The sequence below is a fragment of the Streptomyces sp. NPDC045956 genome, from assembly GCF_056430705.1.
The window spans coordinates 180,448-196,220 of record NZ_JBWKKZ010000001.1 but is presented as its reverse complement, the minus strand read 5'-3'; the positions used below and the strand labels follow the sequence as shown (position 1 = coordinate 196,220).

Annotated in this window: 14 protein-coding genes and 2 tRNA genes; 9 read left to right on the top strand and 7 right to left on the bottom strand. The window is 71.2% G+C overall.

Features of this window, described 5'->3' with window-relative positions; genetic code table 11:
- The first annotated feature begins 56 nt into the window (after positions 1–56).
- The 6 genes from ehuB to AC07FV_RS00820 all read left to right on the top strand — a co-directional run bounded on the left by ehuB (position 57) and on the right by AC07FV_RS00820 (position 4,265).
- Complete coding sequence (gene ehuB / locus AC07FV_RS00845; RefSeq protein ID WP_479083700.1) at positions 57–986, top strand: ectoine/hydroxyectoine ABC transporter substrate-binding protein EhuB; 930 nt, start codon at positions 57–59, stop codon at positions 984–986.
- Positions 983–1,684, top strand: a complete 702-nt coding sequence (gene ehuC / locus AC07FV_RS00840; RefSeq protein WP_479083698.1) for an ectoine/hydroxyectoine ABC transporter permease subunit EhuC — start codon at positions 983–985, stop codon at positions 1,682–1,684. Before ehuB ends, ehuC begins: the two co-directional genes overlap by 4 nt.
- A complete protein-coding gene (gene ehuD / locus AC07FV_RS00835) occupies positions 1,681–2,331 on the top strand; it encodes an ectoine/hydroxyectoine ABC transporter permease subunit EhuD (protein WP_479083696.1) in 651 nt (216 codons plus the stop codon). Before ehuC ends, ehuD begins: the two co-directional genes overlap by 4 nt.
- A complete protein-coding gene (ehuA, locus tag AC07FV_RS00830; protein ID WP_479083694.1) occupies positions 2,321–3,106 on the top strand; it encodes an ectoine/hydroxyectoine ABC transporter ATP-binding protein EhuA in 786 nt (261 codons plus the stop codon). Before ehuD ends, ehuA begins: the two co-directional genes overlap by 11 nt.
- Before the next feature lie 205 nt (positions 3,107–3,311).
- Positions 3,312–4,070, top strand: a complete 759-nt coding sequence (locus AC07FV_RS00825; protein ID WP_479083693.1) for an IclR family transcriptional regulator — start codon at positions 3,312–3,314, stop codon at positions 4,068–4,070.
- 121 nt (positions 4,071–4,191) lie between these two features.
- Positions 4,192–4,265 (top strand) — tRNA-Lys (locus AC07FV_RS00820).
- Positions 4,266–4,334: 69 nt separating this feature from the next.
- Here the strand turns inward: AC07FV_RS00820 and AC07FV_RS00815 are convergent.
- The 3 genes from AC07FV_RS00815 to AC07FV_RS00805 form a co-directional block, all read right to left on the bottom strand.
- Positions 4,335–4,940 carry a lytic polysaccharide monooxygenase auxiliary activity family 9 protein gene (locus tag AC07FV_RS00815; RefSeq protein ID WP_479083692.1) on the bottom strand — a complete coding sequence of 202 codons (606 nt, stop codon included), beginning with the start codon at positions 4,938–4,940 and terminating at the stop codon, positions 4,335–4,337.
- A gap of 131 nt (positions 4,941–5,071) precedes the next feature.
- Positions 5,072–6,229, bottom strand: coding sequence for an SPFH domain-containing protein (locus tag AC07FV_RS00810; RefSeq protein WP_479083691.1), 1,158 nt, complete (start codon positions 6,227–6,229; stop codon positions 5,072–5,074).
- 59 nt (positions 6,230–6,288) lie between these two features.
- Positions 6,289–7,575 (bottom strand): peptidoglycan-binding protein, encoded by a 1,287-nt coding sequence (locus tag AC07FV_RS00805; protein ID WP_479083690.1) that lies wholly within the window; start codon positions 7,573–7,575, stop codon positions 6,289–6,291.
- Positions 7,576–7,772: 197 nt separating this feature from the next.
- On the opposite strand from AC07FV_RS00805, the gene AC07FV_RS00800 reads away from it, so the two are divergent.
- From AC07FV_RS00800 to glxA, 3 genes are all read left to right on the top strand, one after another.
- Positions 7,773–7,846, top strand: a tRNA-Lys gene (locus AC07FV_RS00800).
- Between the two features lie 281 nt (positions 7,847–8,127).
- Positions 8,128–10,128, top strand: coding sequence for a glycosyltransferase family 2 protein (locus AC07FV_RS00795; protein WP_479083688.1), 2,001 nt, complete (start codon positions 8,128–8,130; stop codon positions 10,126–10,128).
- Positions 10,125–12,062 (top strand): radical copper oxidase GlxA, encoded by a 1,938-nt coding sequence (gene glxA, locus AC07FV_RS00790; RefSeq protein WP_479083686.1) that lies wholly within the window; start codon positions 10,125–10,127, stop codon positions 12,060–12,062. Before AC07FV_RS00795 ends, glxA begins: the two co-directional genes overlap by 4 nt.
- A gap of 114 nt (positions 12,063–12,176) precedes the next feature.
- Here glxA and AC07FV_RS00785 read toward each other — a convergent pair whose 3' ends face one another.
- The 4 genes from AC07FV_RS00785 to AC07FV_RS00770 all read right to left on the bottom strand — a co-directional run bounded on the left by AC07FV_RS00785 (position 12,177) and on the right by AC07FV_RS00770 (position 15,418).
- Positions 12,177–13,214 carry a glycoside hydrolase family 6 protein gene (locus tag AC07FV_RS00785; RefSeq protein ID WP_479083684.1) on the bottom strand — a complete coding sequence of 346 codons (1,038 nt, stop codon included), beginning with the start codon at positions 13,212–13,214 and terminating at the stop codon, positions 12,177–12,179.
- Between the two features lie 87 nt (positions 13,215–13,301).
- Positions 13,302–13,970, bottom strand: coding sequence for a class F sortase (locus AC07FV_RS00780; protein WP_479083682.1), 669 nt, complete (start codon positions 13,968–13,970; stop codon positions 13,302–13,304).
- A gap of 2 nt (positions 13,971–13,972) precedes the next feature.
- Complete coding sequence (locus AC07FV_RS00775) at positions 13,973–14,527, bottom strand: hypothetical protein (RefSeq protein ID WP_479083681.1); 555 nt, start codon at positions 14,525–14,527, stop codon at positions 13,973–13,975.
- Positions 14,528–14,638: 111 nt separating this feature from the next.
- The gene (locus tag AC07FV_RS00770; RefSeq protein WP_356603790.1) at positions 14,639–15,418 is read right to left on the bottom strand and encodes an HAD-IIA family hydrolase; all 780 of its coding nucleotides are present in this window, start codon (positions 15,416–15,418) and stop codon (positions 14,639–14,641) included.
- Positions 15,419–15,773 lie beyond the last annotated feature (355 nt).

Here is a 15,773-nt window from a genome sequence, read left to right as displayed (position 1 = left end):
GTACCGGTCCGAAAAACATCGGCATAAGACGGCCGGGTTCGGGTAGCTGCGCGCCCATGGCTCCACCACACAGAACCCCTCCATGGGGTATATCCGTCCCAAGGTCCAGGCCCGCCGGGCCCACCCGCCGGTCGCTGCTCGCGGGGGTCGCGGCGCTCGGCGCACTGGGAGCCGCCGGCTGCTCCCGGGTGGCCACCGCCTCCGACGTGGAGGGCGGCGACCTCCTCGACCGGCTCAGGGCGCAGGGCGTGGCCCGGCTCGGCATCGCGGGCGAGGTCCCCTTCGGGTACATCGACCGGAACGGTGAGCTGACCGGCGAGGCGCCGGAACTGGCGAAGGTCATCTTCAAGCGGCTCGGGGTGGACCGGGTGCAGCCCGTGCCGACGGAGTTCGGCTCCCTCATCCCGGGGCTGGCGTCGCAGCAGTTCGACGTCGTCGCGGCGGGGATGTACATCAACCCGGACCGCTGCGCGCAGGTCATCTTCTCCGACCCGGACTACCAGATGCTCGACTCCTTCATCGTGCGCAAGGGCAATCCCCTGGACCTGCACGACTACAAGGACGTCGTGGCGAAGAAGGCCAAGTTCGCGACGGGCACCGGCTACGCCGAGATCGCCTACGCGGTGGAGGCCGGGTACAAGGAGAGCGACATCCTCATCGTCCCCGACCAGGTCGCCGGCCTGAACGCCGTCGAGGCCGGGCGGGTGGACGTGTTCGCGGGTACGGCGCTGACCGTCCGCGAGGTGGTCAAGAAGTCCGGGAAGACCGAGGCGACGCAGGCCTTCCAGCCGATCGTGGACGGGAAGCCGCACACCGACGGCGGTGGTTTCGCCTTCCGGCCGACCGAGACCAACCTGCGGGACGCCTTCAACGTCGAGCTGCAGAAGCTCAAGAAGAGCGGCGAGCTGCTCCGCATCCTCAAGCCCTTCGGTTTCACCGAGGACGAGATGACGGATCTGACCGCGAAGGAGCTGTGCGGCGGATGACCTCCGGACTGTGGGAACTGGTACTCCAGGGCGTCTGGGTCACGGTCCAGCTGCTCTTCTTCAGCTCGCTGCTGGCGACGGCCGTCTCCTTCGTGGTCGGCGTCGGGCGCACCCACCGGCTGTGGATCGTCCGCTTCCTGGCGGGCTTCTACACCGAGGTGTTCCGCGGCACCTCCGCGCTGGTGATGATCTTCTGGGTCTTCTTCGTGCTGCCGCCGGCCTTCGGCTGGCAGCTGGTGCCGATGTGGGCGGGCACCCTGGCGCTGGGCCTGACCTACGGGGCGTACGGCTCCGAGATCGTGCGCGGCGCGCTCGCGGCGGTCGACCCGGCGCAGAAGGAGGGCGGCATCGCGCTCAGCTTCACGCCCTGGCAGCGGATGCGGCTGATCCTGCTGCCGCAGGCGGTGCCGGAGATGATCCCGCCCTTCTCCAACCTGCTGATCGAGCTCCTCAAGGGCACCGCCCTGGTCTCGATCATGGGCATGGGCGACCTGGCGTTCAGCGGCAACCTGGTGCGCCTGGCGCTCCAGGAGAGCGCTGAGATCTACACGTACATCCTGCTGATCTACTTCGTGATCGCGTTCCTGCTGACCCGGGTGATGCGCGGTCTGGAGAAGAAGCTGAAGGCGGGCGTCGGCAGGGCGGCACCCGAGCGGAAGGCCGCCGCCGAGCCGGCCGGGATCGGGGGTGTCCGATGAACTGGGACTGGAGCGCGGTCTCCGACTTCATGCCGCACTTCTGGGACGGGCTGCTGGTCACCCTGCAGATCCTGGCCCTCGGCTCGCTGGTCTCCTTCGTCCTCGGCCTGGTGTGGGCGCTGCTGATGCGGGTGCCGAGCCGCTTCGTGACCTGGCCGGTCGGCGCGGTGACCGAGTTCGTGCGGAACACCCCGCTGCTGGTGCAGCTGTTCTTCCTCTTCTACGTGCTGCCCGAGTGGGGGGTGACCGCCTCGGCGCTCACCACCGGCGTGATCGCCATCGGCCTGCACTACTCGACGTACACGATGCAGGTCTACCGGGCCGGCATCGAGGCGGTGCCGGTCGGCCAGTGGGAGGCCGCGACGGCGCTGAACCTGCCGGTGGGGCGGACCTGGACGGCCGTGATCCTGCCGCAGGCGATCCGCCGGGTGGTCCCCGCCCTCGGCAACTACGTGATCTCCATGCTGAAGGACACGCCGCTGCTGATGGCGATCACGGTGCTGGAGATGCTCGGCGAGGCGCGGCTGTTCTCGCAGCAGAACTTCCAGTTCACCGAGCCCCTGACGGTGATCGGCGTGGCCTTCATCGTCATCTCCTACCTGGCCTCCCTTGCCCTGCGAGCCCTGGAGCGACGCCTTGCCCACTGACACCCTCCCCAACCCCGGGAAGAGCCCCGAGCGCAGCTCCGGCGAGCTGATACGCCTGGAGCAGGTGACCAAGCGGTTCGGGGACAACACCGTCCTCGACCACCTGGACTTCTCCGTCGACGCCGGCAAGCACGTCACCCTGATCGGCCCCTCCGGATCGGGCAAGACGACGATCCTGCGGCTGCTGATGACGCTGCTCAAGCCCGACGAGGGCACGATCACCGTGGACGGGCAGAAGCTCTTCCCGGCGACCGAGAAGGAGCGGCGTGAGGTCCGCAAGCAGATCGGGATGGTGTTCCAGCAGTTCAACCTGTTCCCGAACATGAGCGTCCTGCGCAACATCACCGAGGCACCGGTCACGGTCCTCGGGATGTCCAAGGACGAGGCGGCGGAGCGCGCCAAGGGCCTGCTCGACATGGTGGGCCTGGCCGACAAGTGCGACGCGCGCCCGGCCCAGCTCTCCGGCGGCCAGCAGCAGCGGGTGGCGATCGCCCGGGCGCTGGCGATGCGGCCCAAGGTGCTCCTCCTCGACGAGGTGACCTCCGCGCTCGACCCGGAGCTGGTCGCGGGCGTCCTCGACCTGCTGCGGGACATCGCCCGCAGCACGGACATCACCATGCTCTGCGTGACCCACGAGATGAACTTCGCCCGGGACATCTCGGACCAGGTCCTGATGTTCGACTCCGGCCGGGTCATCGAGTCCGGTCCGCCGGAGAAGATCTTCAGCGAGCCGGAGCACGACCGGACCCGGGAATTCCTCAGCGCGGTGCTGTGACCCCACGGCACCCCTGCCCCAACGCCCGAGGTCGGGGCGTTGGGGCATTCCCCTGGCATGTGCCGGCGGGTCGGTGTCCCGGTCGAGGGCGGTGGAAATAGGCCAACACCCCCTCACTACCGGCCTCTTGGCGGCTATCGTGGAGGGGATCCACTGTCCGGATCGGGGGGCAGGGGCCGACGAGCTAGCGCAGGGGGAGACCACCGTGGCGCTGCAGCACCAGCCGACCGCGCCGCTCCACTCGGCCCAGGACGCCCTGCGCGTCCTGGAGACGGTGGCGCGGTACACCGCCGGAGTAACCGACGTCCAACTCGCCCGCGACACCGGGCTCGACCGGGAGCGGCTGGCCGTCCTCCTGCGCATGCTGCGCCGCGAGAGCTACGTCGAGCAGACCACCGACGGCTCGTACGTCACCGGAGAGGCCCTGGACCGCCTGGGCGCCGCCCGCGGCCGCGAGGAGGCCGTGCGCGAGCAGCTCCAGCGCACCCTGGACCGGCTGCGCGACTCGGTGGGCGCCGCCGTCTACATCAGCCGCTACGTGGACGGCGAGGTCAGCGTCACCCAGTACGCCGACGGCCCGGCCACGCCCAAGGTGAACGAGTGGGTCGACTTCCGCGTCTCGGCGCACGCCACCGCGGTCGGCAAGAGCCTGCTCACCCAGCTGGACCACGCCGGGCGCCGCGACCACCTGGCCCGGCACAAGATGGCCCGTCTGACCTCGCGCACCATCACCAGCGACAAGCTGCTGCTGTCCCGGCTGGAGTCCCAGCCGCCCACCGTCCCGGTCCTCGACCTCCAGGAGTACGCGGTGGGCACGGTCTGCGCGGCCGTCCCGATCACGGCCGGTTCCGCCGTGGGCTGCCTCGCCCTGTCCCTCCCGGTCGAGCACGCGCACCGGCTGCGCCGCGCCGCCGACGAGCTGAACCGCAACGCCGCGGGGGTGCTGCTCTCGCTGGCGATCTAGCCGCGAGGGGCAGCCCGGGGAGGGTGGCCGGGAGGTGGTCGGGAGGTGGTCGGGAGCACCCCCGGGGACCAGGTAGTATTTTCGTCGTCGCCGACCGCGGAAAGCGGAAGGCGGGAGTCATGCGCCGCTAGCTCAGTTGGTTAGAGCAGCTGACTCTTAATCAGCGGGTCCGGGGTTCGAGTCCCTGGCGGCGCACCGAAGGAAGGCCCCCTCGCCCAGGCGAGGGGGCCTTCCGCGTTGCCGGGTCGTGCCGGACCGGCTCGGTCAGAAGGTCACGTCCGAGCACGCGTAGAACGCGTTGGCCGTGTCGGCGACCGTCCACACCGCGACGATCACGTGGCGCCCGCTCAGCCCGGACGGCAGCGTGCCGCTGTGGGAGAGGGTGGCCGGCGGCTGCTTGCCGCCGTAGGGCACCGTGAAGAACGGCGTGAGGTTGAGGTCGGACCGGGACAGGGCGTGGTTCTGGTTCCAGCCCGGCTTGGTGACGTAGTACCGGAAGTCGGTCGTGGCGTGCCGCGCGGTGAACTGCCAGCGGAAGCTGTAGCTCTGCCCGCCGTTCACCTTCGTGGCCGGCCACGCCTGACCGTTGGGTTGCTTGGAGCTGTCGAGCGGGGCGAAGGGGCCGTTGCCCGCGGAACATATCTTGCCGTCGGCCGGCCCGCCCGCCGGGAACCCCTTGGGGCCCTCGACGCTCTGCGGCTCCCACTGGATGGAGCCGCAGCCGCTGACGGTGCCGTTCTGGCACACCTTCTGCCGGCTGACCGGCAGGTCGGTGTACCCGTGGCCACTGGCGCCGCCGGACGAGAGCACTAGGGCTCCGGTGGTCGCCATGCCCACCGCGGCTGCATACAACTTGGTCCTGGTGCGCATACTGCTGCTCCTGTGACGTGGGGGAGGATCAGTGAGCCTTGCAGGTCTAGACCAAGTCCCAGATTATGGCCGCGAGTTGAACATGTCCATACCAATCGCGGAACCCGCTCGACAGCCGTTTACCGGCCGCTTCAGGCCCGGGCGTCCCCCCGCCCGGCGCAGAACGCCACCGTCAGGTCCTTCACCAGCGCCTTCCGCTCGTAGTCGTCCAGCTCGACCAGTCCCCGCACGGTCAGCCGGGTCACCGTGTCCTCCACCGAGTCCACGACCGAGGTGAGCACGCTCGCCCGCTGCGCCGCGTCCAGGGCCGCGATCCGGCGCCGGTGCATCGCGGCGGCGACCTCGGGGGCGTACTCCACCCGGACCGGCCGCACCGAGAAGACCTCCATGCCGACCGGCGCCGCGTCCGCGGCCACCAGCCGGGTCAGCGTCTCGCCCGCCACGTCGGCCGCGCCGCGGACCGTGCCGAGCGGCTCCACCGGGACCCTGGCCAGCGCCGCCTCGACACACTCCCGCAGATACGTCTCGTGGTCCTCGACGCCCAGCGTGGCCCGCGCGGTGTCGCGCACCTTCCACACCACCAGCGTCACGACCCTGAGCGCGACCCCGTTGCCGTCGGCCGCGGGCATCGGCTCGCTGCGCCAGTGCCGAAGCCGGACGTCGACCCGGCGCCGCAGCAGCAGCGGGTTGACCCACATCAGGCCGGTGCGCCGGACGGTCCCCCGGTAGCGGCCGAACAGGCCGAGCACCCAGGCCCGTCCGGTCCGTCCGCGGGCCAGCCCGCCGAAACCGAACAGCCCCAGCGCCCCGGCGGCCGCGTACGCCGCCCACTGCGCGGGCCCGAGCCCGGCACCCGCGTACGCCGGCAGCGCCAGCGCCTCCGCCGCGAGCGGCGGGACGACCCCCGCCCACCAGGTGGTGACCCCGCAGCCCGCCGCCCCGCAGACCCCGGCGGCCACGCCAGCCGCACCGGGCAGCACCCGGGCCGGACGCTCCGTCAGCTCCGGATCGACGCTCGCCACCGGGCGCGGGCGCGCGGCGGCGGGGCGCCGCGTCCTCGGCTGCTCCCCCGTGCCCTGCCGGCGGGCGACCACCGCGGGCCGCAGCGCCACCGGCACCGGATCGGGGTCGTCGCGGAACAGCAGGTGGACGGGGATCTCGGTGGTGGCCTCGTTGTGGATGAGCCGGGCGGGCCGGTGGCCGGTCTCCGCGGGCGTCCCTTCGGCGGTCGGGGGCCCCGGGGAAGCCGGCGGCCTGAGGTCCGGGTTCGTGGAAGAGGTCGTACTCATGCGTGCTCCAGCCTCCGCGCCAGATGCGTCATGAACGGGTGATCACCGCGGGCGGACGGTCAGGAGAAGAGCCGCCGCCAGGTCTCCGGGCCCGGGTAGCCGTCCGCCGCGCCACCGCGCCACCCCTGCGCACGCTGGAAGGCCTCGACTGCCCGCCGGTCCGCCTCGCCCCAGCGCGGCCCCGGACCGGTCGTGTAGTGCCGGCCGAACCCCTTGGCCACCAGCTGCCTGCCGAGCCGGGTGACGTAGGGGTTCTCGGCGCCCGGGCGGAACATCGCCCGGCCCGGGTAGCCGGCCACCCCGTGCGAGGCGGGGCCGGCCGGCGGGGCTCCGACGTCCTTGCCCCCGCCGGAGGTCAGCAGCCGCCAGGTGCCCGGGCCGGGCAGCCCGTCGGCGTCCTCGCCCCGCCAGCCCTGGGCGAGCTGGAACGCCTCGGTCGCCCTGCGGTCCGCCTCCGACCAGCGGGGCCCGGGCCCGGAGGTGTAGAAGCGGCCGGCACCGCGGGCCGCGAGCATCCGGCCCAGCTCGGTGACGTGCCCGTTGTTCGCACCGGGACCGAAGGCGGCCGCCCCCGGGTAGGCGGTTGCGGCCGGCGCCCCGCTCGCGGCGCTCGCCGTGACCCCCTTGTAGCGGTAGGGGAGGTACTTGGCCGAGTTGCTCCAGTAGGCGTAGGGCGTGGCGAGCTTCCGGGCGTGCGGCGGGGTCTGCTCGTAGGCCGTGTAGGCGGTGCGCGTGGAGTCCGTCCAGCCGCCGAAGATCACCACGTGGGAGCCTTTCTGCGGGTCCGCCGCGTTGTGGAAGAGCAGGATGTCGCCGGGCTGGAGCTCTTCCTTGGTGATGCGGTCGGCGAACGTGCCGAGGCTCCCGGTCCATTCGTTCGTGGGCAGCTTCCAGGCCATCGAGACGTAGCCCGAGCAGTCCTGCCGGTACCCGTCGGACCAGTAGGCGGTCATGCTGTAGGGCACCTTCGCGGTGACCCAGGTCTTGGCCCGTTCGATGATCTCCGTACGGGTGATCGCGGCCGGTTCGACGCCGGCCGGGGGAACCGCCGGCGTACCGGTCGGGCCGTGCAGCGGAGCCCTCGGGCCCTGCGGGGTGTCGGGCTCCTCACCTGCGGAGACACCCGGCAGGTGGAAGGCGTGGACGGTGGTCGGAGCCGCCGCGGCCTGACCCGCGCCCAGGGCGCCGGTGGCGGCGGCCGTGGCCACGATCAGCTTGCGGTGGGCGGCCGGAAGGGCCGGGGCGCGGCCGGCGGGGGAACGCGGCGGCACCCGGCGCCGGTGACGGCAGCCGGGGCAGTCGCAGTCGCGCGCGGGATCGACGTCCTCGAACTCGGGAGCCTTCATGCGATTCCCCTCACACTCCCGGTGGCAGGGGCCGCGGCGGTGCACTTCGGTACATGTCGGTCAGTTTCTCAACTGTCGCCATGGTGCGCATGTTGACGGTCCGAATGATGTACCCGGTCCTCGGCACGCCCCGCGGGCCGCCGTCCGGGCGGTCCGGAGCACCGGTCGGCATCGGGTAGAGTTGTGCAGGTCAGCAGGCGCCGCTAGCTCAGTTGGTTAGAGCAGCTGACTCTTAATCAGCGGGTCCGGGGTTCGAGTCCCTGGCGGCGCACCGACGGTCGAAGGCCCCTCGTAGCACACGGGGGGCCTTCGGCGTACCCGGACCGCGAGCATCTTGCGATCATGACGAACGGCGTAGAACCCTGGTCCGCTCGGGAGCCGGATGCCGCGGGGGGCATCATGCAACCGGTGGTCGCCATTCCATGTCTATATAAGGTGTGGATGCCGTGGTGACAGCGACCCACCACTGTGACGTCCGTGAAGGTCGAGGGGGACCGGGGCGGACGAAGGAAGCGACGAAACACGCGTGACCCGCGTGTGGGGGGAAGACTCATGACGTCGACGCCGACGGGCGCCGGGCAGGACCACGACCCGTCCCAGACCACGCAGCTCAGGGTGCCCGCGCATCGGACCTGGAACACCGGCTCGTTCCGGCGGATCAGGAAGACCCTGCCGAGGTACGACTACGAGCACTACAGCCGGCTCGCGGGCCCCCTCACCCAGCCCGACCCGCACAAGCCGTACAAGGTGCAGTACCGCTCGCTGATCTCCCAGGAGCCGCACCGCCTGCGGGTGGCGCTGATGCTGGCCGCGGCCCCGCTGCTGTCGGTGGTGCTGCTGGTCTGGCTGCTCCAGCCCTCGCACTGGACCGAGCGCGACTACCCGGCCTTCGACTGGCTGCCCACGCTCGACATCGTGATGCTCGTGGCGATCGGCCTGATCGAGCTGTTCCGCTGCCTGAACGTGCTCTCGAACGCGCACGCGACCCTGGTCGCCCGGGACCCGGTCCCGGTGGTGCCCGAGACCGGCACCCGGGTCGCCTTCCTCACCTCCTTCGTGCCCGGCAAGGAGCCGCTGGAGATGGTGACGAAGACCCTGGAGGCGGCCGTGAAGATCCGCCACCGCGGTCTGATGCACGTCTGGCTCCTCGACGAGGGCGACGACCCCGAGGTGAAGGCCGTCTGCGCGCGCCTGGGCGTGCACCACTTCTCCCGCAAGGGCGTCGCGAAGTGGAACATGCCCAAGGGCCCGCACCGCGCCAAGACCAAGCACGGCAACTACAACGCCTGGCTCGAGGCGCACGGCGACGACTACGACTTCTTCGCCTCGGTCGACACCGACCACGTGCCGCTGCCCAACTACCTGGAGCGGATGCTCGGCTTCTTCCGCGACCCGGACGTCGGGTTCGTCATCGGCCCGCAGGTCTACGGCAACTACGACAACCCGATCACCAAGGCCGCCGAGTCGCAGCAGTTCCTCTTCCACGCGCTGATCCAGCGCGCGGGCAACCGCTACGGCTCCCCCATGTTCGTGGGCACCTCCAACGCGGTGCGCATCAGGGCGCTGAAGCAGATCGGCGGCCTGTACGACTCGATCACCGAGGACATGGCGACCGGCTTCGAGATCCACCGCCACAAGAACCCGGCCACCGGCCGCAAGTGGCGCTCGGTCTACACCCCGGACGTGCTCGCCGTCGGCGAGGGCCCGAACGCCTGGACGGACTTCTTCACCCAGCAGATGCGCTGGTCGCGGGGGACGTACGAGACGATCCTCAAGCAGTACTGGAAGGGCTGGTACTCGCTCCCGCCGAGCAAGCTCTTCAACTACACGATGATGATCATCTTCTACCCGATGTCGGCCCTGAACTGGATCCTGGCGGCGCTGAGCTGCTGCCTGTTCCTGGGCCTGGGCGCCTCGGGCGTCAACATCGACCCGGCCGTGTGGCTGATGCTCTACGGCAACGCCTCCGCCCTCCAGATCGGCCTGTACGTCTGGAACCGCCGCCACAACGTCTCGCCGCACGAGCCGGAGGGCTCCGGCGGTGTGGCCGGCATGGTGATGTCCGCGCTGTCGGCGCCGCTGTACGCGAAGGCGCTCATCGACTCGGTGCTGCGCCGCAAGAGCAAGTTCGTGGTGACGCCGAAGGGCGACTCGGCCAGCCCCGACACCTGGTTCGGGACCTTCCGTTACCACTGGTACTTCATCGTGATCTTCGCGGGCTCGATGACGGCCGGCTTCGTCTTCGGGCACGCGCACCCCGCGATGATCGTCTGGGCGACGTTCGCGATGCTGATCACCGCGTCGCCGATGTTCGCCTGGCGCCACGAGCTGCGGAAGGCGAAGAAGCAGCCGCCGGCCGTGGCGGCGGAGCCCGCGCCGTGGGCCCCGTCGCAGCAGCCGGCGTCCGCGGACCCGGCGCACGCCCAGGCGCACGCCCAGGCGTACGCCCCGCACGCGCCGCAGCAGAAGCCCAGCTGGGCGGCCCCCTCCGACGGGGGCAACGACCAGACCATGCAGATCGCCCTTGGTGGACTTGGGGGACGTAAGGAATGAAAGACCGTGCCGGCCGCCGCCGCGCCCGTCGCTTCGCGATAGGTACGGCGGTGGTAGTCGCGCTGGCCGGGATGAACGGACCGTGGCTCTACCGCTTCGGAACCGAGAAATACCACCAGTACAAGATCAACGAGCCGGAGTACAAGGCCGCCAACGGCAAGTGGGAGATCGTCGAGTTTCCCGAGAAGTACCGGCAGAACACCATCCACGCGGCGCTGCTGCGCACCGGCAAGGTGCTGCTCGTCGCGGGGTCGGGCAACGACCAGGACAACTTCGACGCGAAGAAGTTCGACACCCGGATCTGGGACCCGGTCAAGGGCACCATCAAGACGGTCCCGACGCCGACCGACCTGTTCTGCACCGGCCACACCCAGCTCGCCAACGGCAACCTGCTGATCGCGGGCGGCACCAAGCGGTACGAGAAGCTCAAGGGCGACGTCACCAAGGCCGGCGGCCTGATGATCGTCCACAACGAGAACCCGGACCAGCCGATCACCCTGCCGGCGGGCACCAAGTTCACCGGCAAGGAGAACGGCAGGACGTTCGTCTCCAAGGACCCCGTGCTGGTGCCCCGCGCCGAGAAGGTCTTCGACCCGCAGACCGGCGCGTTCGTGCGCAACGACCCGGGTCTGGGCCGGATCTACGTCGAGGCGCAGAAGAGCGGCGCGAAGTACGAGACGGGCACCGAGGACAACTACCGCGTCCAGGGCCTGTCCGGCACCGACGCGCGCAACACGTACGGCATCGCGCAGAAACTCGCCCTGGACAAGAAGGACTTCCAGGGCATCCGGGATGCCTTCGAGTTCGACCCGGTCGCCGAGAAGTACATCAAGGTCGACCCGATGCACGAGGCCCGCTGGTACCCGACGCTCACCACCCTGAGCGACGGGAAGATCCTCAGCGTCTCCGGCCTCGACGACATCGGCCAGCTGGTGCCGGGCAAGAACGAGGTCTACGACCCCGAGACCAGGAAGTGGACCTACACCGACAAGGTCCGCCAGTTCCCGACGTACCCGGCGCTGTTCCTGATGCAGAACGGCAAGGTCTTCTACTCGGGCGCCAACGCCGGGTACGGCCCCGACGACGTGGGCCGCGACCCGGGCGTCTGGGACGTGGAGAGCAACAAGTTCACCAAGATCCCCGGCATGAGCGACGCGAACATGCTGGAGACCGCCAACTCCGTGCTGCTGCCGCCGGCGCAGGACGAGAAGTACATGGTGATCGGCGGTGGCGGGGTCGGCGAGTCCCGGCTGTCCAGCGAGAAGACCCGGATCGTCGACCTCAAGGCGGACGACCCGAGGTTCGTGGACGGGCCGTCGATGGCGAAGGGCACGCGCTACCCGCAGGCCTCGGTCCTGCCCGACGACAGCGTGCTGGTCTCCGGCGGCTCGGAGGACTACCGGGGGCGCGGCGACTCCAACGTCCTCGAGGCGCGGCTCTACCACCCGGAGAGCAACGCGTTCGAGCAGGTGGCCGACCCGCTGGTGGGCCGCAACTACCACTCGGGCTCGATCCTGCTGCCCGACGGGCGCCTGATGTTCTTCGGGTCGGACTCGCTCTACGCCGACAAGGCCAACACCAAGCCGGGCGAGTTCGAGCAGCGCATCGAGATCTACACGCCGCCCTACCTGTACCGGGATTCGCGGCCGGACCTCACGGGCGGCCCGCAGACCGTCGAGCGCGGGGAGTCGGCCACGTTCACCTCGCGGTCGGCGTCGGCGGTGAAGAAGGTGCGGCTGATCCGGCCGAGCGCCTCGACGCACGTCACCGACGTGGACCAGCGGTCGATCGCGCTGGACTTCGAGACGGACGGGGACAAGGTGAAGGTGACCGTGCCGGAGAACAAGAACCTCGTCCAGTCCGGGTGGTACATGATGTTCGTGACGGACGGGCAGGGCACGCCGTCCAAGGCGCAGTGGGTGAAGGTGCCTTAGCGCCGCGCGGCCGGCCGCTGTTCGCCTGCGGGTGCGTCGTGGCTGGTCGCGCGCACGCGGCGGAGCCGCCTGTGTCACAGCCCCGCGCCCCTTCGGGGCGCGGGGAACCCTGCGTCAGCCGGACCCCTCGGCCAGCTGCACGGCGTACTCCGGCCACCACTCGCCGGCCTTGGGACCGCCCTTGCACTCGCCGTCCGACTCCCCGGGGCGCTTGACCCACAGGTAGGCGTCCACGAGGGGGTCGGCCGTCTCGGTCGTGGGGGTCTCGCCCAGGGCGCGGCCGGGCGGGTTGCACCAGCGTTCGTCGGGGGCGCCCTCGGTGTAGGGGCCGTTGCCGTTGCGGCTGGTGTCGATGACGAAGTGCTTGCCGCCGACCTTGGCGGCGAGCTGCTTGCCGTAGGCGAGGGAGTCCTCGGTGGTGTAGAAGTTCGACACGTTGACCGAGAAGCCGTCGGCCTGGTCGATGCCCGCCCACTTCAGCGGCTCGAAGATCTGGTCGGGGTGGCCCCAGCCGGCGTTGCCCGCGTCCAGGTAGACCTTGGTGTTCTTCAGCGCGCCGAGCTGGGCGACGGCGCCCTTGAGGAGGTCGTAGCGCTCCTCGTGGAACTCCTCCGGGGTGCAGCCGTCGACCAGGTGCAGGACCGCGTCCGGTTCCAGGATCACCGTGGCGGAGCGGTCGCCGATGCCCCGGGCCACGCCGTCGACGAAGTCCCGGTAGGCGTCGCCGTCGGCGGCACCGCCGCCGGAGTACTGGCCGCAGTCGCGGTGCGGGATGTTGTAGAGCACGAGCAGCGCGGTGCGCCCGGCCTCGTCGGCGGCCTCGGTGAAGCCCCGGGCCTGTTCCTCGGGGTTCTCGGGGCTGATCCACTCGGCGGTCGGCTGCTGGGCGATCTTGCGGATCTGCTCGGCCTGGTCCTTCTCGTCGGACTGCTCCAGGGCCGCCAGTTGCTGGGCGGCGTTGCCGTCCGGGTTGACCCAGAACGGGCCGGCCTCCTCGGGCCGCTGCGTTATGCCCGCGCCGGCCTTCTCGTCCTTGCCGTCGTCCCCGCCGTCCCCGGACGAGGAGCAGCCCGCGAGCAGCAGTGCCGCCCCCAGCACCGCCGCGGACACGCGCCTCGTGGACAGCGTCGCGGCCCCCCTGCTGCCGTACATCCAACCCCCCTGGTACCTGTTCCGAGGCTCAATCCTGACATACGCCTCCGGCACCCACGCGGTTCCCGGGCGCCGGTCCGACGTCTCTCAGGAGCCGGTACCCGTGAGGTAGGCGGAGACGACCACGTTGGCCGTGTAGCTGTCGGTGGCGGGGTCGAAGGTGCCGCCGCAGGTGATCAGGCGGAGTTCGGCGCGGCCCGTGTCCCGCGGCCCGTAGGCCTGCTGGGCGTCGAATCCGTCGCGGGTGAGGACCCGCACGTCGTCGACGGTGAACTCGGCGACCTCGCCGTCGTCGCGGACCACCCGGAGCGTCTCGCCGGGTTCCAGGGTGCTGACCGCGTGGAAGACGGCCGGTTCGGTCTCGGTGTCCACGTGGCCGACCAGCAGCGCGGTCCCGGCGGCGCCCGGCGCCGTGCCGTCGGCGTACCAGCCGACGGCTTCGGGCCGGTCGAAGGGCGGTGGTTCGACGGCGCCCTCGGTGTCGAGGCCGCGGGCCAGGACGGGGGCCCGGATGCCGAGGCCGGGAATGTCGAGCCGCTGCGGCAGGGCGTCGCCGAGGGGGGTGCGGGCGGGCGGCAGCGGCAGGTCGGGGGGCCGGCCGGCCGCCGCCATGTCGCCGGTGGCCGGCCGGGATACGGCCTCGCGCGCGTCGGTGGCCTCGCGGCCCCAGAGCCACAGCCCGAGGAGCAGCACCACCCAGGCGGTGCCGGTCACCAGGCGGCCCGGGCCGACGGTGGGACGGTCCTGTTCGGACATGGTCAGCCCGTCCCGCGACTCCGGCTGCGGACGCTGCGCAGCGCGACGGCGACGGCGGCGATGCCGGCGAGGACCAGGCCGGTCACGGTGTGCGCCGTGCCGGGGGGTTCGGGCCGGGCCTCCTCGCGGGGGTCGGCGGCGGCCAGCCGCGCGGTGCCGCCGCCGCCCGCGTCGACGGGGGCGACGGGCGAGGAGTGGGCGGCCGGGCGTCGTCTCTCGCCGACGGTGACGGTGCTCTCCCGGGCGGTGCCGCCGCAGGTGATCCGTACGGCGTAGGCGCCGGCCTCCAGGGTGGAGCGGACCGAGCCCGCGCCGACCAGGGCGCCGTCGGAGCGGGACAGGGAGAGCTTCACGTCCGAGACGAACGCCGCCGAGACGGCGACGGCCGTCCTCTCGGTGCAGTCGGACACGCGGAGCCTGACGTCGCCGCCCGGCACGGGCGCGGACGGTGACACCGAGACACCTCCCCCGTCCGCCGCGTGGGCGGCCGGCGCGATCGGTGCGAGTGCCGCGGCCACCGCGGCACCGGCACAGAGAGTGACTTTCAGTGAGCCCATCGTGTACCTCCAGTTATCTGGAGGCTGCCCCGCGGGACCGGCCCCCGCATCCTGCGCGGGGGCCGGACTACTCCGAACGGGTCGTGCCGGAGGGTGGCGCGTTTACCGGGTTCAGACCCGTTCGACCAGGTCCGCGATCGAGTCGACCACCTGGGAGGGGCGGTAGGGGAAGCTGTCGACCTGCTCGGGCCGGGTCAGGCCGGTGAGCACGAGGAAGGTCTGCATGCCGGCCTCGATGCCGGCCAGCACGTCGGTGTCCATGCGGTCGCCGATCATGGCGCTGCTCTCGGAGTGGGCGCCGATGGCGTTGAGCCCGGTGCGCATCATCAGCGGGTTGGGCTTGCCGGCGAAGTACGGCTGGCGGCCGGTCGCCTTGGTGATCAGGGCGGCCACCGCGCCGGTCGCCGGGAGCGGTCCCTCGGTGGAGGGGCCGGTCTCGTCGGGGTTGGTGCAGATGAAGCGGGCGCCCCCGTTGATGAGCCGGACCGCCTTCGTCATCGCCTCGAAGGAGTACGTGCGGGTCTCACCGAGCACCACGTAGTCGGGGTCGTGGTCGGTGAGGATGTAGCCGATGTCGTGCAGGGCGGTGGTCAGGCCGGCCTCGCCGATGACGTAGGCCGAGCCGCCGGGCCGCTGGTCGTCCAGGAACTGGGCGGTGGCCAGCGCCGAGGTCCAGATGGCCTCGACCGGGACCTCCAGGCCCATGCGGCGCAACCGGGCATGCAGGTCGCGCGGAGTGTAGATCGAGTTGTTGGTGAGCACCAGGAAGGGCTTGCCGGACTCGCGGAGCCTCTTGATGAAGGCGTCGGCGCCGGGGATCGGCACGCCCTCGTGGATGAGGACGCCGTCCATGTCGGTGAGCCACGACTCGATGGGCTTGCGGTCTGCCATGTGCAACGAACTCCCTGGCGTGCGGTGGGCGTGTGCGGGGGCGCCGGAACCACGGCGTACCGACGCCCCCAGCCTAATCAGGAGCCCGCCGGGTCAGTTGCCGGTGGCCGACTTCCAGGCGTCGATGCAGGAGGTCAGGTTCTTCTCGATGTCGGCCCAGTCGGGGGCGAAGAGGTAGTCCACGCAGGGCTGGTCGCGGACGGGGGGACAGGGGGGGCGGGGCCGGGTCCGCGTGCGTGCGGGGGGGGGGGGGGGGGGGGGGGGGGGGCCGGGGGGGGGGGGGGGGGGGGGGTCATTGTCGCCTTTGGGGAAGAAGCGTGGTTCCCCACCCCGGGATACCAACCAGGGGGGCGGC

Excerpts from the sequence above, each read along its gene's own strand:
- AC07FV_RS00795 (WP_479083688.1), top strand. The coding sequence starts at position 8,128 with ATGACGTCGACGCCGACGGGCGCCGGGCAGGACCACGACCCGTCCCAG.
- AC07FV_RS00785 (WP_479083684.1), bottom strand. The coding sequence starts at position 13,214 with ATGTACGGCAGCAGGGGGGCCGCGACGCTGTCCACGAGGCGCGTGTCC.
- AC07FV_RS00810 (WP_479083691.1), bottom strand. The coding sequence starts at position 6,229 with ATGAGTACGACCTCTTCCACGAACCCGGACCTCAGGCCGCCGGCTTCC.
- glxA (WP_479083686.1), top strand. The coding sequence starts at position 10,125 with ATGAAAGACCGTGCCGGCCGCCGCCGCGCCCGTCGCTTCGCGATAGGT.
- AC07FV_RS00780 (WP_479083682.1), bottom strand. The coding sequence starts at position 13,970 with ATGTCCGAACAGGACCGTCCCACCGTCGGCCCGGGCCGCCTGGTGACC.
- AC07FV_RS00805 (WP_479083690.1), bottom strand. The coding sequence starts at position 7,575 with ATGAAGGCTCCCGAGTTCGAGGACGTCGATCCCGCGCGCGACTGCGAC.
- AC07FV_RS00775 (WP_479083681.1), bottom strand. The coding sequence starts at position 14,527 with ATGGGCTCACTGAAAGTCACTCTCTGTGCCGGTGCCGCGGTGGCCGCG.
- AC07FV_RS00815 (WP_479083692.1), bottom strand. The coding sequence starts at position 4,940 with ATGCGCACCAGGACCAAGTTGTATGCAGCCGCGGTGGGCATGGCGACC.
- ehuD (WP_479083696.1), top strand. The coding sequence starts at position 1,681 with ATGAACTGGGACTGGAGCGCGGTCTCCGACTTCATGCCGCACTTCTGG.
- AC07FV_RS00770 (WP_356603790.1), bottom strand. The coding sequence starts at position 15,418 with ATGGCAGACCGCAAGCCCATCGAGTCGTGGCTCACCGACATGGACGGC.
- ehuC (WP_479083698.1), top strand. The coding sequence starts at position 983 with ATGACCTCCGGACTGTGGGAACTGGTACTCCAGGGCGTCTGGGTCACG.
- ehuB (WP_479083700.1), top strand. The coding sequence starts at position 57 with ATGGCTCCACCACACAGAACCCCTCCATGGGGTATATCCGTCCCAAGG.